The 26,155-nt window shown below is 53.1% G+C and carries 23 protein-coding genes and 2 pseudogenes; 12 read left to right on the top strand and 13 right to left on the bottom strand.

What is annotated here, in order from left to right:
- Together VNZ60_RS16125 and VNZ60_RS16120 are read left to right on the top strand one after the other, a co-directional pair.
- On the top strand, positions 1–193 hold a 193-nt coding region (locus tag VNZ60_RS16125; RefSeq protein ID WP_325660844.1), incomplete at its 5' end, for a hypothetical protein.
- 65 nt (positions 194–258) lie between these two features.
- Positions 259–2,133 (top strand): S53 family peptidase, encoded by a 1,875-nt coding sequence (locus VNZ60_RS16120; protein ID WP_325660842.1) that lies wholly within the window; start codon positions 259–261, stop codon positions 2,131–2,133.
- Between the two features lie 96 nt (positions 2,134–2,229).
- Here VNZ60_RS16120 and VNZ60_RS16115 read toward each other — a convergent pair whose 3' ends face one another.
- Positions 2,230–4,569, bottom strand: a complete 2,340-nt coding sequence (locus VNZ60_RS16115; RefSeq protein ID WP_325660840.1) for a putative bifunctional diguanylate cyclase/phosphodiesterase — start codon at positions 4,567–4,569, stop codon at positions 2,230–2,232.
- A gap of 881 nt (positions 4,570–5,450) precedes the next feature.
- Here VNZ60_RS16115 and VNZ60_RS16110 point away from each other — a divergent pair.
- The 3 genes from VNZ60_RS16110 to VNZ60_RS16100 are packed head-to-tail and all read left to right on the top strand — an operon-like array spanning position 5,451 to position 8,110.
- Positions 5,451–6,128: a LemA family protein gene (locus VNZ60_RS16110; RefSeq protein ID WP_325660838.1), complete on the top strand. Its 678-nt coding sequence runs from the start codon at positions 5,451–5,453 to the stop codon at positions 6,126–6,128.
- Entirely contained in the window at positions 6,125–7,276 is a 1,152-nt protein-coding gene (locus VNZ60_RS16105; RefSeq protein ID WP_325660836.1) for a TPM domain-containing protein, read from the top strand. The genes VNZ60_RS16110 and VNZ60_RS16105 overlap by 4 nt, the downstream gene beginning before the upstream one ends.
- Before the next feature lie 30 nt (positions 7,277–7,306).
- Positions 7,307–8,110 (top strand): PhzF family phenazine biosynthesis protein, encoded by an 804-nt coding sequence (locus VNZ60_RS16100; protein ID WP_325660834.1) that lies wholly within the window; start codon positions 7,307–7,309, stop codon positions 8,108–8,110.
- A 59-nt stretch (positions 8,111–8,169) separates the two neighbouring features.
- On the opposite strand, the gene VNZ60_RS16095 is transcribed toward VNZ60_RS16100, so the two are convergent.
- On the bottom strand, positions 8,170–9,060 hold the full coding sequence (locus VNZ60_RS16095; RefSeq protein WP_325660832.1) for a transcriptional regulator GcvA: 891 nt from the start codon (positions 9,058–9,060) through the stop codon (positions 8,170–8,172).
- Between the two features lie 143 nt (positions 9,061–9,203).
- Here VNZ60_RS16095 and VNZ60_RS16090 point away from each other — a divergent pair, with 143 nt between their 5' ends.
- Positions 9,204–9,803, top strand: coding sequence for a LysE family translocator (locus VNZ60_RS16090; protein WP_325660831.1), 600 nt, complete (start codon positions 9,204–9,206; stop codon positions 9,801–9,803).
- Positions 9,804–10,232: 429 nt separating this feature from the next.
- Here the strand turns inward: VNZ60_RS16090 and VNZ60_RS16085 are convergent, their stop codons facing one another.
- The 3 genes and pseudogenes from VNZ60_RS16085 to VNZ60_RS16075 form a co-directional block, all read right to left on the bottom strand.
- Positions 10,233–10,994, bottom strand: a complete 762-nt coding sequence (locus VNZ60_RS16085; protein ID WP_325660830.1) for a sulfite exporter TauE/SafE family protein — start codon at positions 10,992–10,994, stop codon at positions 10,233–10,235.
- A 1,355-nt stretch (positions 10,995–12,349) separates the two neighbouring features.
- Positions 12,350–12,553: pseudogene (locus VNZ60_RS16080) on the bottom strand (DUF2145 domain-containing protein); the annotation flags it as partial.
- Between the two features lie 168 nt (positions 12,554–12,721).
- A complete protein-coding gene (locus VNZ60_RS16075) occupies positions 12,722–13,654 on the bottom strand; it encodes a LysR substrate-binding domain-containing protein (protein WP_325660829.1) in 933 nt (310 codons plus the stop codon).
- A gap of 172 nt (positions 13,655–13,826) precedes the next feature.
- On the opposite strand from VNZ60_RS16075, the gene VNZ60_RS16070 reads away from it, so the two are divergent.
- The 3 genes from VNZ60_RS16070 (at position 13,827) to VNZ60_RS16060 (ending at position 15,357) form a co-directional block, all read left to right on the top strand.
- Positions 13,827–14,126, top strand: coding sequence for a DUF4148 domain-containing protein (locus VNZ60_RS16070; protein WP_325660827.1), 300 nt, complete (start codon positions 13,827–13,829; stop codon positions 14,124–14,126).
- Positions 14,127–14,317: 191 nt separating this feature from the next.
- Positions 14,318–14,707: a DoxX family protein gene (locus VNZ60_RS16065; protein WP_325660825.1), complete on the top strand. Its 390-nt coding sequence runs from the start codon at positions 14,318–14,320 to the stop codon at positions 14,705–14,707.
- A 161-nt stretch (positions 14,708–14,868) separates the two neighbouring features.
- Entirely contained in the window at positions 14,869–15,357 is a 489-nt protein-coding gene (locus tag VNZ60_RS16060) for a disulfide bond formation protein B (protein WP_325660823.1), read from the top strand.
- A gap of 181 nt (positions 15,358–15,538) precedes the next feature.
- Here the strand turns inward: VNZ60_RS16060 and VNZ60_RS16055 are convergent, their stop codons facing one another.
- The 6 genes and pseudogenes from VNZ60_RS16055 to VNZ60_RS16030 form a co-directional block, all read right to left on the bottom strand.
- Positions 15,539–16,729, bottom strand: a complete 1,191-nt coding sequence (locus VNZ60_RS16055; protein WP_325660821.1) for a hypothetical protein — start codon at positions 16,727–16,729, stop codon at positions 15,539–15,541.
- A gap of 258 nt (positions 16,730–16,987) precedes the next feature.
- Positions 16,988–17,164 (bottom strand): annotated as a pseudogene (locus tag VNZ60_RS16050) (LysR family transcriptional regulator); the annotation flags it as partial.
- Between the two features lie 33 nt (positions 17,165–17,197).
- The gene (locus VNZ60_RS16045) at positions 17,198–17,677 is read right to left on the bottom strand and encodes a GNAT family N-acetyltransferase (RefSeq protein ID WP_325660819.1); all 480 of its coding nucleotides are present in this window, start codon (positions 17,675–17,677) and stop codon (positions 17,198–17,200) included.
- A gap of 144 nt (positions 17,678–17,821) precedes the next feature.
- Entirely contained in the window at positions 17,822–18,259 is a 438-nt protein-coding gene (locus VNZ60_RS16040) for a hypothetical protein (RefSeq protein WP_325660817.1), read from the bottom strand.
- 146 nt (positions 18,260–18,405) lie between these two features.
- Positions 18,406–19,044, bottom strand: a complete 639-nt coding sequence (yfcF, locus tag VNZ60_RS16035; RefSeq protein ID WP_325660815.1) for a glutathione transferase — start codon at positions 19,042–19,044, stop codon at positions 18,406–18,408.
- Positions 19,045–19,188: 144 nt separating this feature from the next.
- Positions 19,189–20,193: an alpha/beta fold hydrolase gene (locus tag VNZ60_RS16030; protein WP_325660813.1), complete on the bottom strand. Its 1,005-nt coding sequence runs from the start codon at positions 20,191–20,193 to the stop codon at positions 19,189–19,191.
- Positions 20,194–20,455: 262 nt separating this feature from the next.
- On the opposite strand from VNZ60_RS16030, the gene VNZ60_RS16025 reads away from it, so the two are divergent.
- Together VNZ60_RS16025 and VNZ60_RS16020 are read left to right on the top strand one after the other, a co-directional pair.
- Entirely contained in the window at positions 20,456–20,587 is a 132-nt protein-coding gene (locus VNZ60_RS16025; protein WP_325660811.1) for a hypothetical protein, read from the top strand.
- 131 nt (positions 20,588–20,718) lie between these two features.
- The gene (locus VNZ60_RS16020) at positions 20,719–21,030 is read left to right on the top strand and encodes a DUF6249 domain-containing protein (RefSeq protein ID WP_325660809.1); all 312 of its coding nucleotides are present in this window, start codon (positions 20,719–20,721) and stop codon (positions 21,028–21,030) included.
- A 36-nt stretch (positions 21,031–21,066) separates the two neighbouring features.
- Here VNZ60_RS16020 and VNZ60_RS16015 read toward each other — a convergent pair whose 3' ends face one another.
- A complete protein-coding gene (locus tag VNZ60_RS16015) occupies positions 21,067–22,677 on the bottom strand; it encodes a sensor domain-containing diguanylate cyclase (RefSeq protein ID WP_325660807.1) in 1,611 nt (536 codons plus the stop codon).
- 452 nt (positions 22,678–23,129) lie between these two features.
- Here VNZ60_RS16015 and VNZ60_RS16010 point away from each other — a divergent pair, with 452 nt between their 5' ends.
- Positions 23,130–23,546: a hypothetical protein gene (locus VNZ60_RS16010; RefSeq protein ID WP_325660805.1), complete on the top strand. Its 417-nt coding sequence runs from the start codon at positions 23,130–23,132 to the stop codon at positions 23,544–23,546.
- Positions 23,547–23,637: 91 nt separating this feature from the next.
- Here the strand turns inward: VNZ60_RS16010 and VNZ60_RS16005 are convergent, their stop codons facing one another.
- Positions 23,638–26,031: a GspE/PulE family protein gene (locus VNZ60_RS16005; protein ID WP_325660803.1), complete on the bottom strand. Its 2,394-nt coding sequence runs from the start codon at positions 26,029–26,031 to the stop codon at positions 23,638–23,640.
- Positions 26,032–26,155 lie beyond the last annotated feature (124 nt).

The raw sequence follows: 26,155 nt of genomic DNA, 5'->3' as shown, positions 1-26,155 counted from the left end.
CGCTTTGCTTGAACTTGAAAAGAACAATTCAGCATCGATCCCAGAACTATATTTGAAGAAATTTTACGGCCTCAGACTTGCCGTTCAACGTCATGGCAAGCCACAACTGACCGGAAAAGGCCGGGCCTACCTGGCGGACTTCCGCAAAGTGTCCAATGACCGCCAGGATCACACCACGCTCATATATTCGTAAATTCGGATGTGGTAGCGCTTCCGTCCTTTCCAGCGGGACGTTACGTCCATATAAGGAATAAGAAAATGAAACCATCGGCGGCAAAAACAAGGGGATTTGCGCTCGCGCGCTTTTCAGCACTGGCACTTTCCTTGGCATGCATCGGCATGGCGGCGCAGGCAGCTGCCGATACCTCAACCTGGGTATCGACCAAGACCGAGGCGTTCCTGCCACAGGTACTGACGCACGACAGCACTGGCGCCGCAATCACCGCGGACAAGGTTGCGGTTGATATGGTGCAAGGTGAAGAGAAGAGCGTCACTGTCAGCCTGCAACTGCGCAACAAGGCGCAACTGGACAACTTCGTCAAAGAACTCTACACGCCAGGCAGTCCGGTGTATCACCAGTTCCTGACGCCAGCGCAGTTCGCCGCCCAGTATTCGCCTACGCAGGCACAAGTGGACGCCGTCACCGCGCACTTGAGCAAAGCCGGCTTCAAGAATATCAACGTTAGCTCGAATCGCTTGCTGGTGAGCGCCGACGGCACCGCCGCCACCATCAAGCAAGCGTTCAACACTTCCCTGAAACGTTTTACGCATGAAGGCCGCGATGTGTTCGCCAATGAAACGGCAGCCCAGGTTCCGCCGGAACTGGGGGCCGTCATCGGCTCGGTGCTGGGCCTGCAAAATGCGGCGCTCCACCATGTGACGCACAGCGGCGTGCACAGCGCGCAGAGGAGCATTGTGCAAACCGTCGCCGGCACCGAAACACCGCACACGCCGGTGCAATACCCAAGGATCTATAACGCTGTCACCACGCCAGCCGCTTCCAACGCAGTGGTCGGTACGATCGCCGCAGGCGACATGACGTATACCCTGAATGATTTTCAGACCTTCCTCAACAATAATCCGAGTCTGCCGAGGCTGACGCCAGCCGTGGTCTACGTCGGCGCCAAGAGCTCTGACGAATCCGGCGAAGTCGAATGGGCGCTGGACAGCCAGGTGATCTACGGCGCTGCGGGCGGCGTCAAGCAACTGATTTTCTACACCGCCAGCTCGCTGCAAGATGCGCCGCTGTACGCTACCTATAACGCTGCCGTAACCGCCAACGTCGCCAGAGTGATCAATGTTTCACTGGGCGAGTGCGAGGCTGCGGCCAAGGCGTCCGGTGCACAAGCAGCCGATGACGCCGTGTTTGAACAAGGCGTGGCGCAGGGGATCACCTTCTCGGTCGCCTCTGGCGATGCCGGTCCTTACAACTGCGATACCGATTCCCAAGGCAATCCCGGCGTGGCAAATACCACTACCAAGCAAAAGACCTATGACGTGAGCGAACCTGCCAGCTCGCCATATGTGGTTGCTGTGGGCGGCACAGCGCTGTTTACTACTTCGACCGGCGCCTATAACGGCCAGGCGGTGTGGAATGAAGGCAGCGCTGCCACCGGCGTCGGCAGCGCCGTGCGTATCTGGTCCACTGGCGGCGGCTTCAGTAAATATGAGATTGCGCCACTCTGGCAGATTTTAAGCATTGTCGGCATCGGCCACCTTACACGTGGTTTGCCTGATCTTGTTTTCGATGCTGCATCGGCCAGCGGCACCTACATCTACGTCACTGCCGCGAACAACGGCGGCACCGCAGCCGGCGTGGTCGGCGGCACCAGCATGGCGGCGCCGATATTCGCCGGCTTCTGGTCGCGCCTGGAGTCGGCGCACGGCAATCATCTGGGTTTCCCTGGCTCGGCCCTGTACGCTGCAATCCCGTCGCACCCGAATCTGGTCTTCCCTGTGACTAGCGCCACGGTGGACGGCGATGCGGTTGAATACAACGGCTGGAGCGCGACTTATCCAGGGATGAAGGCTGCGGCCTCGGGATGGAGCGCGGCAACCGGCTTCGGCAGCTTGAACGTCGACAACCTGAATGCCTACATCACGGCCAACCCGGCAGTTTTCCCAGTCAAATAAGGGATGACGCCGGCCTTACCCCAGCGAGAACAGTCAATTTCAAAGTAGTGGCCGGCGTTTTTGAGCGCCCTTGATTTTAATTGCAAGTAAGGACGCTCATAGCTTCAATCCGGCCCGCGACATTTGGTCGCGCAATTCCTTGGCACGCGTTAGCTCCAATGTGTCGCTGAAAAGCGCCTTGATCTCGGCCGGTTTGGCGTCAAACTCCTGCTCTTTAAGGCGGTAGCCGTATCGTGTCAATGTCAGCTCAAGGTCGTCAATCTGTTGCGAAAGCACGCTCTCAACCATTTCGTCGGATGCCGGTTTCTCGCCGATGAACGGATAGGGTTCGGTAAAAATAGCCAGCTTGAACTTCCCTGCCTTCAGCCGGTACGCGAGTTCGTCCACCGGGATGGGATGCGAAAAAAAGTAACCTTGTAGTTCATCGCACTTCATTCTTGATAAGAAATCACTTTGGTGCGCCGATTCAATCCCTTCTGCGACCACCCGCAATCCGAGCGAATGGGCGAGCTTGACTACGGCCGCGACAATGGAGCGCGCTTGCTCGCTATGCTCGATATCCTGTACGAACGAACTGTCAATCTTCAATTCGTCTACAGAAAAACGGCGCAAGTAGGACAGGCTTGAATAGCCAGTTCCGAAATCGTCGATAGCGACTTTTACCCCTAGAGTTTCAAGACGCTTGAGTACCTCGAGTGTCTGTGCCGCATCATTCATTGCTGCCGACTCCGTGATCTCGAGCGTAAGCTGCCTGGCTTCGATCTGATATCGCGCTAGCGATTCTCCGATCTGGTCGAGCAGGTCCGGCTGGCGCAATTGCAGGACCGAGAGGTTGACCGCCACGGGAATCTTCCAGCCGCTATCGAGCCATGCCCGCATCTGCCGGCAGGCATCGTTGATCACCCAGGTTCCAATGGCAACAATCATGCCGAAACGTTCGGCAATGGGAATGAAGTCATCAGGAACGACCAGGCCGCGTTCGGGATGATGCCACCGTATTAATGCTTCTACCCCAAGCATGTCGCTACCGTTCGGTGCGAGCTTGGGCTGGTAAAACAACTCGAACTCGCCGTGCTCTAAGGCGTGACGCAAGTAGCGCAAATCAGCTATCAATCCCGCAGCAAGGGCGGTGGTTGCGGCGTCGTGAAAGCGATAGGTATTTTTTCCGTCTGCTTTAGCGCTGTACATTGCGGTGTCCGCGCAGGTAAGCAGGTGTTGTTCGTCATCAGCGTCGTCTGGAAACACCGCGATGCCGATTGATGCCGACAGCTGTATCTCCTCGTGCTCCAGTATGATAGGCAAACTCACGACTGCCTGGATGCGTTGCGCCAGCAGGGCGAGTACGCTGCGCTCTTTGACCATTTCCATCATGTCGACGAGGACGACAAATTCGTCGCCGCCGATCCGGGCGACCGTTTCCGATTCGCGAATAGTGGCAGTGAGCCGCTTTGCGATCAATTTCAGCACCTCGTCGCCAGCATGATGACCGAGCGAGTCATTGATGGTCTTGAAGCCGTCAAGATCGACGAACAATAATGCGATGGCGTGGCCATTGCGGCGTGCGCGCGCGACTGCCTGCTTGAGACGGTCCGCGAGCAGCAACCGGTTCGGCAATTGCGTCAGCCCATCGAGAAAAGCAATCCGTTGCAGTTCGGTATTGGCTTGTTTGAGTGACGACATCAGCGTCGCTGTTCGCGATTGCAGTCGTGCATCGAGCGTCGAAGTTACCAGTGTAACGATCAGCAGGCTCATGGTCGCTCCGCCGATCAGCAGCGCAAACCAGGTGTTGTCGAGCGCGCTTGCAGCGCGGCAGATGCTACCGACGGGAAAATTTGCCGCCTGCATGCCGCTGTAATGCATACCGGCGATCGCAAATCCCATTACCGCGGCCGCGCATGCTTGCCACACCAGGCGACTTCCGCCCTGGCGGTCGCGCATCCAGAAAAAGATCATTAAGGATGCGAATGAAGCGATCATGGCGATGGCTACCGAGATGGCTAACCAGCCTCGATGCCAGTCGATGCCTGGTTCCATCTGCATGGCGAACATACCCGTGTAGTGCATCACGGATATGCCGGTACCCATCGCCATTCCTCCCACCGCGACCTGTTTCCAGTTTACCTCGGTCCGGTTAGCAATCGAAAGTGCGACCCATGATACCGCTACGGCCGCGACCCACGACAGAGCGGTAATAAAGAATTCGTAACCGAGCTGGATCGGCAACGAGAATGCGAGCATGGCTACGAAGTGCATCGACCAGATGCCAGTACCCATTGCGATCGAGCCGCCCACCAGCCAATAACGCGCTGTGGCCGCGTCCGCGGTGTGCACGCGTCGCGCCAGATCCAGAGCGATGAAAGATGAGAACATCGCTACGATCAGCGACAGGGTGACAAGGCGAGGGTCGTACGTCGTTACCAGATAAACGTGGTTCATTTGAGACTCCACAGTTTGTTTCCTCGGAAGTTCCCCCGATCTGATCAGCACTCATTGGATGTCCGACCTAAGTCGAACTTACAACTCAATATCAATTATTTGTACGTGGTGGTGTGTCGATCCAGTTTTGTCGAGTAACCCTGCTAGCTTTTCCGTTGAAGTGGAAATAATTTATACAAATAACTTCGTGTAGCACGATAACGGCGCCCGAGTTTGTCGAGGACAATTCCAGGTGTCCCCTCCAACAGAGCTAATCGGAAAATCATTGGAAACTGCTTGATCTGACTAAAAAACTCACTGAAAGCGATTTCAATATGCGGTACAGATGGTAAATAATTAAATTTCAGTATAGCAACAATAAATATGGTTGCAATGCGGCATTATTGTCAGGGAAATCGCGTTATGGCGCCCTTATAAGGCAGTCTCAGGAGCCGCTGTTGCAAAAAACACGCAACATTGGTGGCATAACGAAAGGTGGCGAAAGACTAGCCGCAGCTTGTAAAGGGCAATGGATTTAAATGATGTATTGTGCGACGCACAAATCCGATTGCAGATCTTTGTTGTCAGATGTCTAGCTGGTAGTGATGGCTTTTGCCATCACAATTTTTGCTGTGCGATCTAGGGGGGCTGTTATTCCTGATGATCACAGTTGCGATAATTCTTTCGATCTGAAGCACACGCGCACACGTGTTGAGTTACTCGTGTCGCATCTCGTTTTGCATCTCGTTTTGCATCTCGATTTGCAGCATATTCATTTTGTTGTGAATTTTCCAATTGATAATGTAATATGCCTTCTTTTTCCATGTGGCAATCCATTTTCGGTTTCGCCATTTTCCGGCCTGTAGCTATACAGCTAAATCAATTGAAATGAATGAGCTTAAATGGACGATGTATCTTCCACGCAAAACAGCGTGAGTAATGCCGCAAACCTCGGCACTCTGCCGAAATCCCATGCTCGCAGATGGCTTGCCGCCATGTTGGTAGTCCTCTTCATATTGCTCACCACAACGGTGTGGTATTCGGTTGATCAATACAACGGTATGCAACGCAACGATGAATTGGTTGATGCCGAATGGAGCCACATGTTGAATCAATACGCTCGCCGTACCGATCTGATTCCGAATCTGGTTTCAGTGGCCAAATCTTATGCCACTCATGAGTCGACACTGTTCGCTGAGATCGCGGCTGCGCGCGGCCGGCTTGCCGCTCTTCCGACCTCTCCAGAAGACAGCCGAGACCCGCGCGCCGTTGCGCAATTCCAGCAAGCACAAGATCGATTGTCTGCACCGCTATCTCGACTATTAATACTTGCAGAAAGTTATCCGGACTTGAAGGCTAGTGAACTGTTTAGAGACTTGATGGTGCAGCTGGAGGGGACGGAAAATCGTATTTCCTATGCGCGTCAACGCTACATCGCAGCCGTCGCTGAATACAATCTCATATTGCGCCGCTTTCCAAGTAATTTGATCGGGAAGTGGGCCGGCTATAAGGTTAGAGCAAATCTCAGCGCGGGAAACACTTCGGCGCTGCCTCCTGTACCGAAAGTAGAGCTGGAATGATGCTGCGTAAATTCTGGATCTTTGTAGCGCTGATATGTTGTGCTGCTGCTTATGCGCACGCAGCTGAAAATGATCAGCAAACTGAGGAAGCCTTTCCTATTCCAGATCGTTACCAGCTGGTCAACGACTATCTTGATGTCCTCGACATGTCGAAGAGACTGGAGATAAGCAAAAAGCTCCAGGCATTGGAGAAGCGTAACGGCACCCAAATTGTGTTCTTGTCGGTACCGTCTGTCGGCGCGGATGGTCCTTACCCCTATGCGGTGAAAGTGGCTGAAAAATGGGACATTGGGAACAATGGGCAAGGCAACGGGGTATTGTTTTTGGCAGCCCAGGGCTACGGTCCCGTTATCTTGACGGGGCCCGGCATTGCTGGCGCGCTCCCCGACGCAAAGCTCGCACAAATCGTCAGAGAACTCATAGAGCCGCGTTGGAAAAAGGAAGAATTTTCCGAGGGCATTGAGGGTGCTATCGACGCCATGATTCTAGCCGCGCAGGGGGAGGACACCAAAACTGCATCCTATGAGTATCAGGCTGCCCAGGTCGCTCCCAACCAACCGAAGTATCTCTTGATCGGGGCGCTGGTCTTGCTTGGCGCCGGCTACGCGGCGGTCCTATTCTGGCTTCGAAGCAGAAAGAAAAAGCATATCGGGAAAAAGCATATTGGCGTATTTATCATCCTTGCCTGTGCGATTTATTTCGCTTTCGCCTGGAAGACAGACTTGGAAAAATTGATGCTACCGGTAAAGACCCATGTGGAGTCACAGGCTGGCAATCGATTCGTTGCAGTCGACCCTGCCAAATTGCCGATTACCCCAAAAGATCTGGCAGAGCCCGGGTTGACCACGGTCGTGTATTTCCATGACGATACCTGCGAAGCATGCATGCAACTGGATCGGAATCTAGCTGATTTTCTGCGCGTTCGTCCGGATGTCGCCGTGCGCAAGATACCTATCAGCAAAGGGACTAACGCATACTCGGAGGCGATCAGGGACTACCAAACGAGAATCTACAAGGCGCCTTTTATTTTGATTTTTGGCGGCAATGGTAAATTGATTGCCGCAGATGATCGCACCGATTCGACTGGTGAAGACCTTCTCAAGCGCTGGATGGCGTTAGAACTGGTGCAAGCCGCATACCGCAAGTAGTCATCAAAATTTACATAGAGGTAAAACTTCATGATTAAACTTCCAATCTATCAAATTGACGCTTTTACGGATCAGGTATTCAAAGGTAATTCTGCCGCGGTAGTACCTCTCGAGAGTTGGCTGCCGGACGCCGTGATGCAATCAATAGCGCTTGAAAATAATCTCTCTGAAACCGTATTTTTTGTTCGCAGTGCTGAAGATGCTTTCGAAATACGATGGTTTTCGCCACTCAAGGAAATTGATTTTTGCGGGCATGCGACGCTCGCGAGTGCGTATCTGATATTTCAAAAAAACAAAAATATGCCTGTCATTAAATTTCTGACAAAGGCAGTTGGAACCCTGTCTGCCGTCAAATTGCAGGATGGGTCGATAGAAATGAGTTTTCCGAAGCGCAGCCCGGAGCAATTGGAAACGATACCTTCAAGTCTGCTCGAAGGACTCTCCATCAGACCAAAAGAGGTGCTGAAAAATCAGCAGGCTTACTTCGCGATTTATGAAAATGAACAGGAAGTAAAGGCTGTTGTGCCGGATCTGCAAAAGCTCATTGAACTTGGCCCATTGGATGTGGTGGTGACAGCGCCAGGGAAATATCATGATTTTGTCTCACGTTATTTTTGGCCTGCCAATGGCGGCGAAGAAGACCCGGTGACAGGCTCAATACACGCCGGTCTTGCGCCGTTTTGGGCTGCTAGGCTAGGGAAAAATAATCTGGTGGCACTGCAAGTATCACGTCGTACCGGATTACTGAAATGCCGTGTTGAAAATGATCGCGTTTATGTTTCTGGGGCGGCGGTTCAATACCTGGAGGGAACGATTGAAATCCCGTCAGCCTGATCGCGCATGCGTGGAAAGCGTCTCGGCGAGGTGCGTTGTTTTGCCTTCGCGCTATCGAATCAAGCGTTTTGTAAACCTGCGGCCTCAGTCAGCAGCCATGAACGAAACGCCATGATCCTGGGATTTTGCGCGGAAGCTTTTGGGCACACCAACCAATAGGCATAGTCGTTTTTCAGGCGCTGCTTATACGGCGTCACCAGCCGGCCGGCGGCAAGATCGTCGGCCGCTAAAAACAAACGGCCCAGCAATACGCCATGGCCATCGATCGCGGCTTGCAGCGCTAGCCCGCTATCGGTAAAACCCGCGCCTTTGCGGGCGTCTACGGCCGACGCATCGACCAGTTCCAGCCATCTCGGCCAGCCGTCCCGCGGCGCATCATGCAGTAGTGCGTAGTGGCGTAAATCGGATGGACTCTGCAACGGCTTGTGCGCGACCAGCGCCGGGCTGCACATCGGTGTGAGCCACTCCTGGGCGATGAGATCGGCCTGCAAGCCGGGCCAGCGGCCATTGCCCAATCTGATGCCGAGATCGATTTGCTTGTCTGAAAAATCCCAACTTTCCTCCGTACTGAGCAAATCCAGCTCGATATCCGGATGCGCGGCATGGAATCGGCTCAAGCGGGGCATCAACCATTTTGCTGCAAAGGACGGCAGCACCGTGATGCGCAGCGAACCGGTTGCCGACTGATTCGTCAAGCGTTCGGTTGCCGCGGCCAGGCGATCCAGGCCATCGGCCACGCCCGGCAGATACGATTTTCCGTCGGGCGTCAGCGCCAGCGTGTGGCCGCGCCGCTCAAACAGCTTAAATCCCAACCAATCTTCCAATTGCTTCACCTGGTGGCTGATGGCCGCCTGCGTAACGTAGAGCTCTGCCGCAGCGCGCGTGAAATTTCGATGCCGGGCGGCTGCTTCAAAGGCTTTCAGGGATGTGAGTGGGGGCAGTCGGCGCATTGCTCAATCAATTTTTCTTATCGAAGGCATGAGAATACTTCGTTTTGTAAAAGCAGGTTACTGCGTTTTAATTTGCCTCTGCAAACGAGGTGTATTCCCAGATTTCTGTCGCCAATGACCAATGACCAATAAAGGAAAGTGAAATGATCACAATCGAGACATGGATACTCATACTAGGATTTTCAGTCCCGATGGTCATCAGTCCCGGCCCTGGCAATACTATCCTGGCCGCAGCCGGCGGGAAATTCGGAATCAGGGGAACCATCCCGTTCTGGCTTGGATTCGAGACGGCAAATCTGTTCTGGTGCCTGGTTTACGGCCTGGGTCTGAGTGAAGTATTCAGGCAGCATCCGTTCCTGCACGAGACCTTCAAATGGGCCGGTACGCTCTATATCCTGTATCTGGCCTACGGCTTTCTGCAGTCGTCCTTGCCTGCAAATCAGAAGGAAATGAAGCCGCTCGGTGTGATCGATGGATTTGTATCGGTTTCATTCAACGTGAAAATTCATTCGATGATCCTGGTGATGTTTTCGCAATTCCTGAACCCGGCACTGCCGCTGCTGAACCAGGTTATTCAGATCGCTGCCGTATTTCTTGCCGTTTGCGTCGCCTGCCATTTTCCCTGGATCTACGCCGGACAAATCCTTTTCAGTCGAATCAAGAGTGCGCGATCAATCAGGCTGCAAGGTTTTGTGTTCGCCGCCTGCATGCTGCTCGTTGCTCTGTTCGTGGCGCTCTCCTAAGACCTGTTTTTGGAATATCTCATGCACAGCGGATCACCGCCCCTTCGAATCACCCCGGAATTGCCAAGCTACCCGGTTGCAGTGCCGCGTCGGCGGTACCTATTGGCCCGGCTGCTGCATAGGGTCATAGCGTGGTGGGAGCAACGGCGGACTCCACCAGAACCGACACTCAGATATCTGGTGCGCACACACGATCTGAGCGATCACACCTTGCGTGACATTGGATTCCTGGACTCGTTGCCGCCGCGCGACAACGCGCGCACGCATACTATTTATTGAAGCATGCCGATCGGTGTCCTTGATGCGGCAAAGCGATCTATTTTTGGGGCCGATATCTCGGTATCTGTATGAGGCGAGTCATATCGCCGTATGCGCCGTAAGCGGTTCACGCGGTGCACGAGGTTCATGGCTTGGGTGTTCAATCTATCGTCACGGCAGTTGCGGCAGGTATGCTCGGATGAAAAACACCAGGGTGATGCAAGTCGTCAGCAACAATGTTGCTGCGCGAATCACTTTCGCAGGGGCGCGGCGACCGATTTGCGCCCCTCCGTAGCCACCGACTATTGCTGCAACAAGCATGGCAATCGTTTCCGGCCAGCGAACAGCATTAGCCAGGATGAAAGTAACAACCGCTACCGCGTTGGCGGCGCTGACGAGTAGCGTACGAGGGGCGTTCAAGCTCTTCAGATCACGCTTGTCCAACAGGCCCCAGACGGCCATCATCATGATTCCCACAGCGCCGCCGAAATAACCGCCGTAGACGCCTAGTCCGAACTGGATCGCCAAAACCACCGATGGCCTTATCCGCCAATGACGGCGCAGCAATTCGCCGATCTGGCGTCCGAAAGCCAGCGCCAGACTGGCTAACAGAAGTAGCCAGGGGAGCACGAAATTGAAGGTTTTTGGAGATGTGCACAAGAGCAAAACCGCCCCGGTCAAACCGCCAACGAGCGTGGTCAATAGCAGAGGCCGCAGCGATATCGAGCCCAGCGGCCCGAGCCCGTCGCGATAGGCCCACGCGCTGGCAACGCCGCCAGGAAACAAGGCCACCGTACTCGAAGCATTTGCCTGAACCGATGGCAGGCCTACGGCGATTAATGCAGGCAGGCTGATGAACGAACCTCCGCCAGCCAGGGCATTCATTGCGCCAGCTATTAAACCCGCCACGGAAACTAACAAAAATTGGTTCATGCGAGGCATATTAATTGCAAAATTGCGTGTTCACAATCTGGCATTGGCATCGCTAAGCGAGCGTGTCTCAGGGATGGGGATTGTGACGGCCGATTTCCCTGAGGTGCGATCGCCTGGCCCGGTATGCCATACCGGGCTAAGGTCTTTACCTATCTTAGTTGTGGAGGGTCGAACGGCGCACTAGTCGTGGCGGGGGAGTTGGGAACATTCGAGGTCGTGCCTGCTACGGCACGGACGCACAAGAGGGTAGATGCGGCTTCAGGGCGTATGTAACACAGGGGGTACCTCTCGTGATTCCAGCCGGCTGGGATTGGCTGTGTCGTGATGCCGACCACGACGTCTGGGATCAGCGTCACAGGAAATGTACCGCAGGTAACTACTTTTGGTTGAATAAGCTTTTGTATATCAGCGACGACTTCGGAAGTGTCTTTTGCGTTGCACAGATGATATGTGACAGAGAATACAGCGCCACCCTTCGCTGCCGCTTCGCTGGGCAGCGTACATTGCCCTTTGATTGTAAATACCTGGCATGAGGCCAGTTTCGCATAGTCAGAGCTAGGCTCCGGTTTCCTTACGCTGATTCCGTTGCATTCAAAATTGTAGCAGTGGCAGATTTTCAAACCCGATACGCCGCCAGGTTGTCCGCCAGTCGAAGGGACGGAGGGAATCGGCTGCACAGGGGGCCTGACAGAGGGCGGCAAAACACAAGGTCTTGGGCAACACCTGCGGATACAGTTACTAGCCTTGACATTATTCCATTGTCCACAGCAATTCCGCACAAAGTTGTCGGCTGGCGTTGCGATGATGACTACGGAAAAGGAATCACACCCCGACGGCAGAACTGCACACGGAAAATTTGTGTGATCCCAACCTGGTGGTAAAGGACCCCGTGTTACGTGAATCGCGAAATCCTTGACTTTGCATGTGGGATAGCTGGTGCAGGTAAAGGTTTGCGTTGGAAGCAAGGTCGAGCAGTCGACAAGAACATTATTGTTGTTATCAACAGCCACCAACAGGAATGAGACTGCGTAGCTCATGTGATAGTAGCTACTGGCGTCAGCTGAGTTTATGCCGATGCATTGCGACGAGATAATCAGTTTCTTGCAATCCTCGAGTTTCTTGTATCCAGGATCCGGATCCTGCACCTTGGTATCGATAACCTCAAAATCAATTGCCATGAAAGCCTCCGAGTTTGAAAACATTGGAAAAATGTCGCAAGCAGATGGAAAGATTTCCGGGCGATGCATCTGCCAATCATTCTCCGGAACTCTTTGAGGGTTCTGGCCCGATAACGGTTATTAGCGTCCAACAATGTTTAACGGTGAAATAGGGATACACCTTTGTCGATGCGTTTTCTACTGGCAGTATTGATAGTTGCCGGAGGGGGGGATGTGGGATAGCAGGGCTTGGGCAGCATCGGCCGGCAGCCGCACGATCGAGACGTAGCCAAGCGACGGATCGTCAGTGCCCATGACGAAACCGGCGAGGCCTTGGTCGTAGATCCGCGGTCGGTTTTCATCGCAGACGTAGTAGAGCTGGCGTGCTGACCATGCGCCGGAGGCGTTGTGTCCGGTTGTTCGGAGGAGGAGGTATGGCGCTATGCACTTCAGCACGGCCATTTCCTGGTTGCAACATCAGTCATCTAATGGCCATTGAGGCGATGTCTGGCATACCGCGAAACAGTTCGAATGGCTAGCGTGTCCGTGCATCGCATTGCGCGTAGATAGTCAATTGTTCCCGGATAGCAGTGCAACTCTGGCCGGCAACTCCGCTTTCAGAAATTCTATATATGCCCGTACAGCTGGGACGAGGCCGCGGCGGGTCGGGAATACCAGGCGCACCTGTCCCGCCGGAGGGTGCCAATCGGGTAGCACACGCTGCAAAGACCCTTGTGCCAGGTCCTCAGAGCATATGTGGCGCGGCAAAGCTATCACTCCCATATGCGCAAGTGCTGCCTTTTTAAGAAGCCGGATGTTGTCGCTTCTCATGCGTGGCTTTAAGGTAACCGCTTGTTGTTCGCCGGCCTGGTTCAGCATTCGCCAAGCCGGCGATTCTTCCTCCATGCCAAATACAAGCGCGTCCAGCGGGGCCAGATCGGCCGGGCATTGCAACTGCCCGGCACGTTCTATAAAGGAAGGGCTCGCATATAGCCCCCACGGGGTTGAGCACAAATTGGTTTGAACTAAACTTGAATTCTCCAGTGCCAGCGCATTAATCCGCAAGGCTACATCTATCCTCTCTTCGATCAGGTCTACATTGCGATTGGTAATCTGCGTCATAACCTGGACTTTTGGATACATGGCCATGAAGCGAGGCAAAAGATCGCTCAGAATCAAATCGACCATGCCTTCCGGAGCGCTAAAACGTATAACCCCCACCGGTTCGACCAAGGTGCGTTGCACGACATCTTCGGCAGCATGGGCCTCGACGATCATCGCCACACAATGCCGGTAGAACTCGGCGCCGACGTCGGTGAGCGCGATCCGGCGGGAGGTCCGGTGCAGCAATCGGACGCCAAGCAATTTCTCCAGCTCTGCTGTACGCCGGCTCAATCTGGATTTCGGTATGCCCAGAGCGTCTGCCGCCGCTGTGAAGCCGTTGCTGTCAACAACCTGTACAAAGAAATACAGGTCATTGAGGTCGATGGTTAATTTGTTCATCAAAATCCTGTCTTATCGTTCCATATGCGGAACAGAAGATCGCATTTTAGCTAATTTATCTTAATTTTCTTTGCGCATAGTATCGATCACACGGTAAGACATGCTGGAAAGCAAGTTTCACAGATTGCCGACACCGTCGCCATCCCGGCTCATATTTCTACTGAAAGCGCAAATGAACATTTCAAAAATAGTTATTACTGCAACTCTTGTCGCGGCCACGGGCGCCGCTTTTGCTGAAGCAAGTTATCCGCCAGAAGTTTCGTTTGTCTCGAGCAAGACTCGTGCAGGGGTTATCGCTGAATTGAAGCAGGAAAGTGATGAGGACGGTCTGAACTATGCTGCCTCTGCCCCTCCTGTTCTACAACCTGCCGCATCGACTAAAACTCGCGCCGCAGTAAAGGCCACGTTGAACGCCGATGCAACTATTGCGAATCGAGAGCTGGATGTGCTCCGCATAAACGTTGGCCATTAAACAGATAATTGATAGGCAAGCCACGCGAATAGAGGAATGTGGTGATGCGCTACGCGTGTCACCACGGTATTGAGCTATGTTTTCCTCAGCTATCTGCTTCAGCATCAGATCTTCCGCTAAGTCAGTTGATGCTGTAGTGGCTTCAAAGTAAATCTCAACTCACATCACAATCCATTAAATATTGAAAAACTATGCAAACTTCATCTGTACTGCATCGCATTGGCCGTACCCTGCTTGCCTCACTGTTCGTCATTTCGGGCGTGCTCAAGATCACCGCCTTTTCTAGCGTGGTTGGATATATGGACCGTATCGGTGTGCCGTTCGCTACTATCGCCGTGCTGGTCGCGATTCTGGTTGAGGCTGGAGGCGGTCTGGCGATTCTAAGCGGTTGGCAGATCCGTCCTGTCGCCGTGATCGTGGCCTTGTTCACGGTGATGGCAACTTTGACTGCTCATCGGTTCTGGCAAGCAGAACCTGCCGGCATGCAGAATCAACTTAATCACTTCTTGAAAAATATTTCAATTATCGGCGCGCTGCTGATGCTGGCTGCATCGGCTGACAGCCCGCCAAAGGAAAAATAGGATATGCCTTGCAGTATGTTTAGCGGCTGAAAAAATGCGCTATGCACATCGCTCGCTTCGCAGCTCAGGCACTCTCTGTCTCAGAGTCAGTCTATGGTTGACTTCACGCGCGGGCACTGGCTGTCCATTTTTCAAATACCACTCAACTTCATGGCTTAAAAATGAAAACAACTAGATCCGTTTTGCTGGCAGTCGCCTTCATCGCCCTGGCCATCCTGGCCGGCGCCCTGTATCTGCAGCACTTCCAGGATATGCAACCGTGTCCGCTGTGCGTGATACAGCGTTATGCGTTCGCGGCGATCGCGCTGATTTGCCTGATTTGCGCCGGCTTGCCGGCAGGTGCTCAAAAAGCCGGTGCCGGGATCGGAATTCTGGCAGGACTGGGTGGCGCCGGCACCGCTATCTGGCATCTGTGGGTCATCGCCCATCCATCGACCTCATGCGGCCGGGACGCGCTGGAAGCGCCAATGAACGCGTTGCCGCCTGCCACCCTGCTGCCGTCCGTGTTCAAGGTTGACGCTTACGCACTCTGCACTACCCCTTACGATCCGATCATGGGTCTGTCGATCCCGCAATGGTCGCTGTTGTGGTCTGTAGTGCTGGCCGTGATCCTGGTCGCCACACTGTTCAAGCGCAATAGCCGTTACTAAACGACGCGATTGCATCACATGCTTAAATGTTCATGCCTCTTAAAAGGAAAATTTCTTGAATATTTAGGACGGCCCATTTATTAGGATGCAAGCCGATATTGAGCAGTGTCTGCAAACTCGAAAGGAGTTCGGTGTGATCGGGATGTGATGGTCAATCTATCTGACGTGAGTTCAACTCTCATCACTTCAAGATTCGGCATTGCCCAAAATCACAGCGCATGGCAAGAGCGTCACCGTTGTCGCAGGCGACGGTATATGACTCGAATCCGGGGCCTGTGGCATTGAGGATGGCATGCGGCGCCGTCGAGCATGATTGCGCTCTGGCGATGTGCTCACTTTGATACGAATATTGACCGATTTTCTCTGTCGGTAATTCAGGTGAGGGCGCTGCAGGACCGGCCGGCGCAGCTATCGTACTTGCTGATGGCAAAGCTGCAGATGGATGGTCATTCGCAAATCCCGATGCGACAGACACTGGATTCGTAGATGCGGCGGATGGCGAGGCGCCTGGATGGTCAGCGGAGGTATTGTTCGCTTCAATGTATTGGGGGTTTATGTAGGTAAAGAAATAGTTATCGGTGGCCGATTTCATTTCGAACATGTCTGCGCCAACTTGATACAGGCGATAGCAGTCCTGCATCATTCGCCACACATTTCCGCCGTATATCGCAATGCAGATCTTGTTCTCCGCTTCCTTGATCTCATAAGCACCGGTTGTGCTTCCCCCCTTGTCGATATTTCGGACCAGCAAGCTGCCGTCCTGGCCTACTTCATAAAGCATTTTTGCGCCACCTGGGTTGTGGCCTGATACGGTGCCCAAATTTACAAAATGGGTTCGCATTTCTTCACCTGTCAGCTGCCGCTTGACATAGGAGCCGGGAGTGCCCTGAATACTTGTGACAGACGGAGCAACTGAATTACTCGAAGAGCCGGCAGGCGCGATTGCCGCCGTTTGCGCTATACCGTTCTCTCCCATCAAGACCGTGATGATAGGGGGATAGTCAAAAGCTGCGCCGGAATTTTGATCGACGACGACACCAATCACGCCGCCGAACAAAATATTCCCGAACGTCATTCCTTTAACGGTCGATTTAATCTTCGCCAAGCCGGGTTTGATATTTTCTTTATCGCATTGCACTACCAGGTCATCGCGAGACTTATGGACAGTAACTGTGCCCGGCGAGGTCACATAAAAAACACCTTTAGCGTTCTGCAGTTTGCAGGAGGCGCCCTTGACCAGTTGCCCCTGGCTGCGGGCTTCGACCGTCACCACCTGATTCGTGCCATTGACGATAGACGCGCAGCCGGTAAGAAGTGAGGAGGCAATTATTGCAATAGCTGCTGCTGCCCTGACCAAGAAACGCTGATTCATCTGCTTCCCTATTTTTTGAATTTTATATGCGTGAACTACCTTGTGTCCGGCAGATGTATGTCGGCTTGCTCCCGAATTAAGGCCGCCGTATCGTAGCAGAGAAGATTGTCCGGTTGAAACATTGCAGAATTAATTTCTTTCGTTGTGTGCAAATTCATACAGGAAAATTTCGCAAAGCGCGGCCAATAAGAACGTTTCTTATTTGATGGGGAATTTGGAGGCTATTAGATAATTCCATCTGCGGCTTAAATGGCAGAGATGTAATGTCAGTCGCAGATTGATGCAATCGTATGCCGCCAGCTCATGCGGCGTTTGCGGCGGCGGCCGCTTGGCGAAGTAGGCCGGGGAAGCGACAACGGCCATGCGCAAGTCCGGTGCGATGCGCACGGCGATCATGTCCTTTGCCACCTGATTGCCAAGGCGCACGCCGGCGTCGCCGCTGAAGATGCCGGCGCCGCCTCCGCTGAATCACAGCGCTTTATGGAACAGGACGCGATGTTGTCCTTCGCCAGCATAATTAAGAGTCACCGGAACGCCATCGATTTCAGCGGATCCGGGAAGCAGCGTAAATCCCAGCTTGCGATGAAATGCGATAGAACCGGTATTGGCCACAGATGTGATGCTGCGCACCTCTGTGCAGCCGCGGGCGCCGACCAGCTTGAAGAAATGTTCGTAGAGCATGCGGGCGAGGCCGCTGGCACGTGCGGCAGGGCTGACGCCCACGAAGTGGATATAGGCGACTTTGGGATCAGACTGCGATACAAAGCCGATCAGAAATGCCTGGACGTCGTCCGACGGGCCTATGGCAAAACTGGTCGCGTTTAAATGTTCGAAAAATATGCGGTGAACTAATGCCCGGACAGGACGACCGCCCCACCAGTCGTCGACGGCAGAGGAGACGAACTCGTAATCCAACGATTCAAGGGGGCGGATAATGTGTGCAGTCATCGATTAATCTTTCCATTAATTAAGCAGCTTTTATTTGACGCGTGAATCGTGCCGTGTCCCAGGCTGAAGCGGCGAGGGCGAACAGGATAGCAAAAAAAGGGCCGGAGTATCACTACCCGGCCCAACCTCTACCTGGCTTTAGCGCTACCGATCAAGCGTTGATTCGTAATTCACTTTCGCATCACTTAGGGATTTGAGCGCTTGAGATCTGGCGTTCACAATGATGTCCACCAGCTGTTCGATGATGTCGCCAATGGTTGTATCCTGCTGGTTTGCCAGACGCCGTAGTCTCTTATGGTGTTTCTCGCTGATACTGGCGGTGATCTGCACGTCACCCGCCAGCACCATTTCATCCTTCGCGAAACATAACCAGTAGACAATGACGCAGGCGAGAGTACCCAGAACGAAAATCTGAAATTCCGCTGAGCGCCGCCACGTATCGCGCCACAGCTCTGCGCCGGCAACCAGGCTTGTCAGCAGCACGCCAAGCCAGATGATCGCGATTAATCGCAGAATTTTTCTTGCTCTCCCAACCTCGTCATACAAGAGGCGCCTTCGGATCAGTTGACGTAATTCTTTCATCTCATTCCCCTTTAGCAAATCAAACGACCATGGCGCCGAAAGAGTGATTCGAACAGATTGCAAAAGAATTATCTAGCGTGCGCCTCTCCCCAAATTGTCAACCTAGTACATTTCCGCTTGAAAACAATGTCTTGTTTTCCATGTGTTCATATCGAACGTACTTGATTTACCCACAACCGGACAGATGGCCTTTGCCATTGATGGCGCGCATAAGCAATCAATTTTTCCGGCACGTCGTCGCCATTCATCACCAGGCGATTTAGCATTAACGCAAGATCGGTGTCAGCGATGCACCATTCGTGAAAAAGATTTAACGCGCTATCTCCAAGAAGGCTGTCAACCGCAGAAAACAGTTTGGCAGCAGAGGTTTGCGCCAGCTCAGAAAGCGGTTTGTCAGTTGGTTTGAAGAAGATGACTTCCGTCGAACGTTCTTCACGAATGGGCATGAAGTCGCTCCGCAGCCACGCCTGAATTTGCCTGGCCCTGGCCCTATTCTGGACGTCGTGCGGATACACGGAGCGGTATTCCGGTGCAGGAAACTGTTCTTCCAGGTACTCGGAAATTGCAGACGACTCTGACAAATGGAAGCTGCCATGCGTAAGCGTCGGCACCCGGCGGGTCAGTGAAAGCTGTGAATAGCCAGGCTGGTGATTCTCGTTATCGCCCAAATCGACCGTCTGGATTTCGAAGGGGATTCCCTTTTTTTTCAATGTGACGAATGCGGACATCGCGTATGGGCTTGCGAACTGCGAGTCCACGTATAACTTGAAACCATGGTTCGACATCTTGTTTGTCCTCTTCAATTGTTTATCCAACATGCTGTGGGGTAGAAATGTGATGACGGCCTTAGCCTCAGTGTGGTCGTATGATTGCCATCTGCCCCCACTCCTGCCATCCAATCGTCCGCCCCGGAAAAACCACCGCTCAGACTACCGCCCCTGCCGACGCTGCAAAAAATCGTCGATATAGTCGGCAATCTGTTGCGGCACGTCGTTGGTGGCGAAATGTCCGGCGTCTAGCAGGTGGAGTTCGGCCGTCGGCAGTTCGCGTTGAATCGCCTGCGCGCCTGCCACTGCGAACAGCGGATCATGTTTGCCCCACACCACCAGCACCGGTGGTTTGCGCTGGCGCAGGTATTCCTGCCACTGCGGGTAAGCCAGGAGGTTAGATTGGTAGTCGTAGACCAGATCAAGCTGGATCGCCGCCATGCCGGGCTGCTTGAGGAAGGTGATTTCATCCATCCACAGGTCGGGATTATATTGCTCGGGGTGCAGGCGGCCGCCCACATGCCTTGCTGCGCCGGACGCTTCGGACAACATGCCTTCACGAATCTTCTGCTCGAATCCGCTGCGATCGGCCCAGTAGCTGCGCCGCAAATTCCAGATCGGGGTCAACCCCTCTTCGTGGATCACCGCATTTTGAATAATCAGCGCCTGGACCCGTTCCGGCCGCGCCAGCGCCAGGCGAAAACCGATTGGGCCGCCGTAGTCCTGCAGGTAGATCGCATAGCGATCCAAGCCCAGCGCATCGGTGACGGCCAGCATCGTCTTGGCGAGGTGATCGAAGGTATATGGCCATGCGGCAGGGTCCGGCGCCTGCGACCAGCCGAAACCGGGATAATCGGGGGCAATCAGGTGATAGTGCTTGGCCAGGAGCGGCAATAGCGGTTCAAACATGCGCGACGACGACGGGTATCCATGCAACAGCAGCAGCACTGGCGCGCCTTGCCGCCCGGCCTCGCGATAGAAAATCCTGACCCCGTCTACATCAATGTTCTTGTATCGTGTCGCAATCGAATCGGTGCTTGTGGCTACATCGTGGGATGCGTTTTCTTGCATCGTTTCCCTCCCTGAATTTCCAATTGCCGCCGCGCTGGTTGCGATAGACATGAAAGCCAGTGCCGCAAATGCGGCACGCCGCGCCGGTGATGTCATGAGACACATTTCCTTTCGCGTGATTGATGGTTCGATCGCTGCAAGTGGCGCTTCCTCTGCCGCCATGGCGCGCGATAGCTTAGCATATATGCCACGCACGTTCGCCACGCACGTTCGCCACGCACATTCGCTACGCCATTAGCTCTGTAGGGAGCCATGACTCGTTCCTTTGTTCCTTGAATTCCCTGGTGTATGCGCTTCTTGAAATCTTCATTTCTTGCCCTTCCAAAGTACGGTCGATTTTTCAGGGAGGAGTTGCACTATGCAGGCAAAGCAGTATGATGCAAGATTGCAAAGCGGCAACACGAGCATGGCAGAGCCAGGACAAGGCCGTTCAAAAAAAATCTCCGTTTTGAATCCAAAAACGCCTTTCAGCTTCATCCAAGCAGAGTAAGCCGTTCACGAACAACCCCTTCAGGAGACAGTATGACCCCAGAAACCATCTCAGACCTCGGCCCCCTCATCATTCCTGTATTAGCACTGAGTATTCCCATCGTAGCCATCGTCATGAAGGTCTAGTCGAAGATGCGCCGCGCCGAGCTCATGCACGAGACCGTGCGCCAGATGGTTGCTCAAGGCCGCGACATCCCGCCGCAATTGCTCGACGGTAGTCTGCTGGCTGATCGCCCAGCCGGCGGTGGTAATGCGAGTTGGCAGAACAGAAGCGGTCTGTTGATTTTTGGTGCGACTAACGTGGCGGCAGGTTTGGGCGTGATGGTGATGTTCTACGCCATGCGCCCGGGCGAGTGGCTGTGGGCGATTGGGTGCATTCCCTTGTTTGTCGGTATCGCCCTGCTGCTGGTGTGGAAGATGGAATCCAGGCCCGCGCCGCGTTAAAGAAGAGCGGTAATCTGATCTTAAACGATGACCGCTCTACAAGGTGCTAAGCGGCTCCTGCTGCGCATCGGAGCGATGGGGATTACTGACGCTGGTATTTTCGCAAACCCGATCACGGCCAGCAGATTTGGCTGCGTAAAGCGCTTTGTCTGCAGCCTGGATCAGTTCCAATGGCTTATCGAGATCCAGAACAGGGATGACTGCATCGACCCCGGCACTAACTGTGACTACGCCGGCCGAGTTGCCGATATGTTCGATGCCAAGACTGTGTATCTCAAGGCGGATCTTTTCGGCAATGGCCATCGCTCCCCTCACGTCAGTGCCAGGAAGCAGTACACCGAGCTCTTCACCACCGTAGCGGGCCGCTACATCCCCAGGCCGGTTTTGATTGGTTTTGACAACCTCACTGATCTTGCGTAAGCATTCGTCGCCTGCTGCGTGACCGTAGATGTCGTTATATTGTTTGAAGCAGTCGACATCAATCATGACCAGAGCCAATGAACTTGCTTCTCGTACCGCACGGCTAAACTCCTTGTCTAGCGTGAGGTCGAAGTGACGGCGGTTCGCAAGTCCGGTGAGGCCGTCTTGCAACGCCAGCCTTTCAAGCGTCCCGTTGAGCGTTTCCAAGGCATCCCGGGTTCGCACCAGTTCTGCTTCGGCATTCAAGCGTAGCTTGATTTGGCCAACGAGATGAAATCCTAACAAGCCCAATACAACGAGTAGCATCGCTACGCCGGCTGTATGCACGTAAGTGTCTGTCAGCCAGTCCGCAAGAATCTCATCTTTTGACAACGCTGACGAGACGTATAAGGGGTACTCATCCAGATGTCGAAAACTGTTCAGTCGTGTCACTCCGTCCTGGGCCGACACAATAAAAACCGTGTCGGCCGCTTTCTTGGAAATGCTGTCACGATACAGAACGGTGTTCGCCATGCTTTTGCCGGTGTAATCATTTAAAAGCGGCCTGCGAGTCAGCATGATGCCGTTGTTTAACGCCAGAACGATCGCGCCATGACGGCCAATATCGAAGCTATCGTAAAATTTGGCGAAATAGTCGATGCTGAGTGTCGCCAGTGCGACACCGGCAAAGCTGCCATCGGCATGATTGATTCTGCGAGACACCGTAATGATCCACACGCCCGTTGATCGGCTGCGGATCGGTAGGCCGATATACGGCTTAGGATCACGATGAGTGCGGTGATAGATGAAATAATCCCGATCTGAATTATTAACGTTGGTTGGGGTTACGGGTAACGCATTGGCGAGCCAACGCCCGTTTTCGTCATAGACGAACAGGCCCTGGAGTTGGGGCAACTCGCCCACTCGCTCCACCAATAGTGCATGCAGTCGCAGCAGTGCGTCGGGGCCGGTGCCGTCGGCTTGCACGCGTTCGACAAGACCTACCAGAGTGGTGTCGGCCGCTTTAATTGTATCGCTGGCGTGCTGCGCGATAGCGCGCGTCATGTTGGAGGTGGAAATTCCCATTTCGTGCAACTGAATATTACGGGCCGTCCAGCTTCGCCATCCATCGATGAATGCCAGCGATAGGCAGACGAGAATCACGAAAATCATCGCCAATGACGTGATTGGTATCCGTTTAAGCGCCAATCTGACTTGCCGTGCCAGCACGTTGAGGAGACTACTCATATTTTTGGGGGCTCAGCTATAAATTCGAAAATGGGCGCATTTCTTTTTTGCTATCGCAAACATTGAGTGGTTTGAGTACTTGTAAAAGGCAAAGTGACTAAAATAGTTTTCGTATGGAAACTATTATTGATCATAGGCTTTATTAGATCAATGCCAAAAGTTATTTGCTGTTTGATCGGGGGAATCAGGGGTTTTCGGGGTACGCCACACCGGGTAATAGCTCATCTGCCAACTCATTTGCCAACTCATCTGCCAACCTACGTACCACCAAAATTGCCCGGCGCTGCTGGTTAATTGCAGCCAGTGTACAAAGTTTAAAAAGGTGTAAAATAAATTCCGTGAGGCAATATTTTTTCAGCTGGAGCCGAACCCTTCAAGTGACATACGTGACACTTATTATTGTTGGCTGATGCGTGATAAGTCCGGCTCGACAGCCCTTTTTTGGAGGCGCCATGGATGCAATCCCATTCGAAAAAGTTTCAGTTTCTGAGGCAAAAGCTGTACTTGACCAAGATTTAATAAAGCGACAGGAAAAAAACTGGGAGCACTTGCGTCGCATGCTTGGACCTGCCGATCTGGATTTGCAGAAACCGACATATAACTGGCTGTTATCCCTGCCTACGGAAATTTGGCCGTTGTGGTTAATTAAACACTATCCGCGTATCGCCAACCAATTTGCCGACGTTTGGCTGCGGCGTTCTGCCTGCGAAAAATTGTTTGCCGAACTCCTGCTGGACCAAAGAGGAGCGCGCAAAGGCTTTCCAGAGGAAGTATCCCGCGAGATCATGGCTTTGAAGCGGTATTTCGACAAGGAAGCCGCGCCGCCTGCCGAGCAACCGTTACAGCTGGAGAAGGTCAATAACTCTTGAGCGTTTTGAGTGAAATACTGTCCGCCTCTTGAGCGGGAGGCGGACGTTTGATCGGTAGTGTGATCGGTATACGGTTGTAAGGTTGCCCGTCCTAGAGCATTCTTACTTGCTCCCAGTCGGTTAAGCCTTGAAATATTTTATCGATCCCGTCTTGTTTTAAGGTACGCATGCCTTCACCAATGGCGGTTTGCAAAATCTCCTGCACGTTCGCTTTTGCATGGATTTTTTTCTTGATGGCGGGCGTGTTAAATAGCAGCTCATGCACCCCCAGTCTGCCTTTGTAACCGCTCTTGTCGCATTTCTCGCAACCCACCGCCCTGTATAACGTAAGTGTGTTGCCGTCCTGGCCATATTGCTTTTGCCATTGCGCCATTATTTCGGCTGCGGGGAGCTCTGTTTCCAGGCAATACTCATAGGCCAGCATTTGGATTTGCTCTGCCGTGGCGATATAACTTTGGCGGCAGGCTGTACATAATTTGCGTGTCAGCCGTTGACCGACCACGCCCAACAGTGCGTCTGCGAAATTAAACGGGTCTAGATCCAGATCCAATAACCGAACGACGCTTTCAACTGCACTGTTGGTATGCAAGGTAGAAAATACCAGATGGCCGGTGAGTGATGCTTCAATGACGGTCTTGGCCGTTTCTGGATCTCGTGTTTCTCCCACCATGATGACATCAGGATCTGCGCGCAAGAAACTGCGCAATATGGCGGCAAATGTCAAATCGATCTTTGCGTGAACTTGAACTTGTCGCAGGCCTTTCTGGGTAATTTCGATAGGGTCTTCGACCGTCCATATCTTGCGGTCGCGTGTATTGATAAAACTGAGCAAGGAATGCAAAGTTGTCGTCTTGCCTGATCCGGTCGGGCCGCAGACAAATAACAGGCCATGAGGTTTGAGGGCAAGTTTTTTGAGCCTGTCCAGCACCGTCGGGTGCAGGCCTAAGGCATCCAGTGACAAGGCCTTGGGAGCGGTAAGTATCCGCATCACGATGTCTTCCAGACCCCCGCTAGTCGGCATGGTGACGACGCGAAGTTCGATCTTTGCAGGGCCGAACTGCTCAAAATTCATCTTCCCGTCCTGCGACCGCCGCTTCTCGGAAATATCGAGGCGGCTCATGATTTTAAGACGGGAAATCAGGGCATTGCGGTAGTTTGCCGGAATATCGGAGTAATCGACCATGATCCCGTCCTTGCGAAAACGAACCTGGGTGGGCTCATTCCCTTTCATGACTTCGATATGGATATCGGAGGCCCCCTGTTCAAATGCGTCAAGGATGATCTTGTTGACCAGGCGAACCATGATGTTATCGGATTCCGAAATCACCTCGTGTACGGCCTGGGCCTGGCTTGCCTCCATGGCGCCGCCATCGTCCAATTTGGAAACAAATTCTGCGATATTCTGGCGTTCTCCCTGTGCACCATAAATTTTCGAAGTGACATCAGCCAAGTCAGTCTCGGACGCCATAACGGGGTCGATAGTAAGCTTGGTGCAAAACGCCAGGGCCTTCAGGGCGTCCGATGACAAAGGATCTTCCATGGCCACCACCATCCGTGACTGGGTCCGGTATAGCGGCATCACCGAGTATTTGCGTACAAGTTCGATAGGTACGATCTTGGTCAAGTCCAAGTCAAACTGGAATTTTGGCAAGCTAACGAAAGGAATGCCGAGCTTTTGCGCCAATACCCTCTTTATGCTTTCTTTGGTGACAAAGCCCATGTCGATGAGAATTTCACCCAAGTGCAGCTTCCTGTCTTCCTCTTGTTTCTTCAGCGCTTGAGCAAGTTGTTCGCCGGTGATCAGATTTTCCTGAATCAATGCTTCCCCAAGCTTAAGATTTGGCATCGATTTCTGTTTTTGCAGCGCCATTTCGACTTGCTTTTCTGTGACCAGATGTTCCAGTTGCAGATAGGTCCCCAGCTTGGATTCTCGCAGTTGGTTTTGTTTTTTTAACCCTGCTTCAACCTCATCCACCGACACAATATTCTCATCTATCAGCATCTTGCCAAGCTTGTCGCCTATCTGATAACTGGCGATTGCTTTAGCCGGGATAAACCATCGCAACACGTTGTTGCCACCGCTGACAAGAAACAGGAAAAGCCCAATCTCACGCGGAACATAACCTACCGTTTCAGATAACAAACGCTCCCCGTCTTTGAAGAAAATTATGCATTTTTGCCTGACCGGGATGACTGCGCCTTCATGTGTCTCTACCGTTAAAGGCAGTTCCAGTTTTTTTAGCTCTATCGGCGATGTCAAGCGGATGCTTTTGAGGCTGGCAAAACCGATACGAAGATTGCCGGCGGCACGTTCCGGATGAAATTCGAGAGTCGACGCCTCTTGATCAAAACCTATCAAATTGCCGACCTTCCGGTGGCCGTCGTTCAAGGTAACAATGCATGCTGCATTGCTATCGTTCGTTGCCGGGAAAGTAGACGCCAACACGCAGTGTGGCGGCAATGGCCAGCCGAAATCGATATCCATGGATTTCTCCTTTTATTTCAAAAAGCCATCCGGCTCAATACAGGGAGCGTATCAACACGAACACAGTATGGCGGAAAACTTGCCGAAAATCATTATTTCTATTTCATCGCAGCGGGTGTTTTGT

This window comes from Collimonas sp., from assembly GCF_035566375.1.
Lineage (GTDB): Bacteria > Pseudomonadota > Gammaproteobacteria > Burkholderiales > Burkholderiaceae_D > Collimonas.
The sequence above is the reverse complement of the archived record's forward strand: the minus strand, read 5'-3'. Positions and strand labels throughout refer to the sequence as shown.

Excerpts from the sequence above, each read along its gene's own strand:
- VNZ60_RS16025 (WP_325660811.1), top strand. The coding sequence starts at position 20,456 with ATGCAGGCAAAGCAGTATGATGCAAGATTGCAAAGCGGCAACACGAGC.
- VNZ60_RS16110 (WP_325660838.1), top strand. The coding sequence starts at position 5,451 with ATGGACGATGTATCTTCCACGCAAAACAGCGTGAGTAATGCCGCAAAC.
- VNZ60_RS16100 (WP_325660834.1), top strand. The coding sequence starts at position 7,307 with ATGATTAAACTTCCAATCTATCAAATTGACGCTTTTACGGATCAGGTA.
- VNZ60_RS16055 (WP_325660821.1), bottom strand. The coding sequence starts at position 16,729 with ATGAATCAGCGTTTCTTGGTCAGGGCAGCAGCAGCTATTGCAATAATT.
- VNZ60_RS16065 (WP_325660825.1), top strand. The coding sequence starts at position 14,318 with ATGCAAACTTCATCTGTACTGCATCGCATTGGCCGTACCCTGCTTGCC.
- VNZ60_RS16030 (WP_325660813.1), bottom strand. The coding sequence starts at position 20,193 with ATGACATCACCGGCGCGGCGTGCCGCATTTGCGGCACTGGCTTTCATG.
- VNZ60_RS16095 (WP_325660832.1), bottom strand. The coding sequence starts at position 9,060 with ATGCGCCGACTGCCCCCACTCACATCCCTGAAAGCCTTTGAAGCAGCC.
- VNZ60_RS16005 (WP_325660803.1), bottom strand. The coding sequence starts at position 26,031 with ATGGATATCGATTTCGGCTGGCCATTGCCGCCACACTGCGTGTTGGCG.
- VNZ60_RS16020 (WP_325660809.1), top strand. The coding sequence starts at position 20,719 with ATGCGCCGCGCCGAGCTCATGCACGAGACCGTGCGCCAGATGGTTGCT.
- VNZ60_RS16085 (WP_325660830.1), bottom strand. The coding sequence starts at position 10,994 with ATGAACCAATTTTTGTTAGTTTCCGTGGCGGGTTTAATAGCTGGCGCA.
- VNZ60_RS16070 (WP_325660827.1), top strand. The coding sequence starts at position 13,827 with ATGAACATTTCAAAAATAGTTATTACTGCAACTCTTGTCGCGGCCACG.
- VNZ60_RS16045 (WP_325660819.1), bottom strand. The coding sequence starts at position 17,677 with ATGACTGCACACATTATCCGCCCCCTTGAATCGTTGGATTACGAGTTC.
- VNZ60_RS16115 (WP_325660840.1), bottom strand. The coding sequence starts at position 4,569 with ATGAACCACGTTTATCTGGTAACGACGTACGACCCTCGCCTTGTCACC.
- VNZ60_RS16105 (WP_325660836.1), top strand. The coding sequence starts at position 6,125 with ATGATGCTGCGTAAATTCTGGATCTTTGTAGCGCTGATATGTTGTGCT.
- VNZ60_RS16075 (WP_325660829.1), bottom strand. The coding sequence starts at position 13,654 with ATGAACAAATTAACCATCGACCTCAATGACCTGTATTTCTTTGTACAG.
- VNZ60_RS16015 (WP_325660807.1), bottom strand. The coding sequence starts at position 22,677 with ATGAGTAGTCTCCTCAACGTGCTGGCACGGCAAGTCAGATTGGCGCTT.
- VNZ60_RS16090 (WP_325660831.1), top strand. The coding sequence starts at position 9,204 with ATGATCACAATCGAGACATGGATACTCATACTAGGATTTTCAGTCCCG.
- VNZ60_RS16040 (WP_325660817.1), bottom strand. The coding sequence starts at position 18,259 with ATGAAAGAATTACGTCAACTGATCCGAAGGCGCCTCTTGTATGACGAG.
- yfcF (WP_325660815.1), bottom strand. The coding sequence starts at position 19,044 with ATGTCGAACCATGGTTTCAAGTTATACGTGGACTCGCAGTTCGCAAGC.
- VNZ60_RS16120 (WP_325660842.1), top strand. The coding sequence starts at position 259 with ATGAAACCATCGGCGGCAAAAACAAGGGGATTTGCGCTCGCGCGCTTT.
- VNZ60_RS16010 (WP_325660805.1), top strand. The coding sequence starts at position 23,130 with ATGGATGCAATCCCATTCGAAAAAGTTTCAGTTTCTGAGGCAAAAGCT.
- VNZ60_RS16060 (WP_325660823.1), top strand. The coding sequence starts at position 14,869 with ATGAAAACAACTAGATCCGTTTTGCTGGCAGTCGCCTTCATCGCCCTG.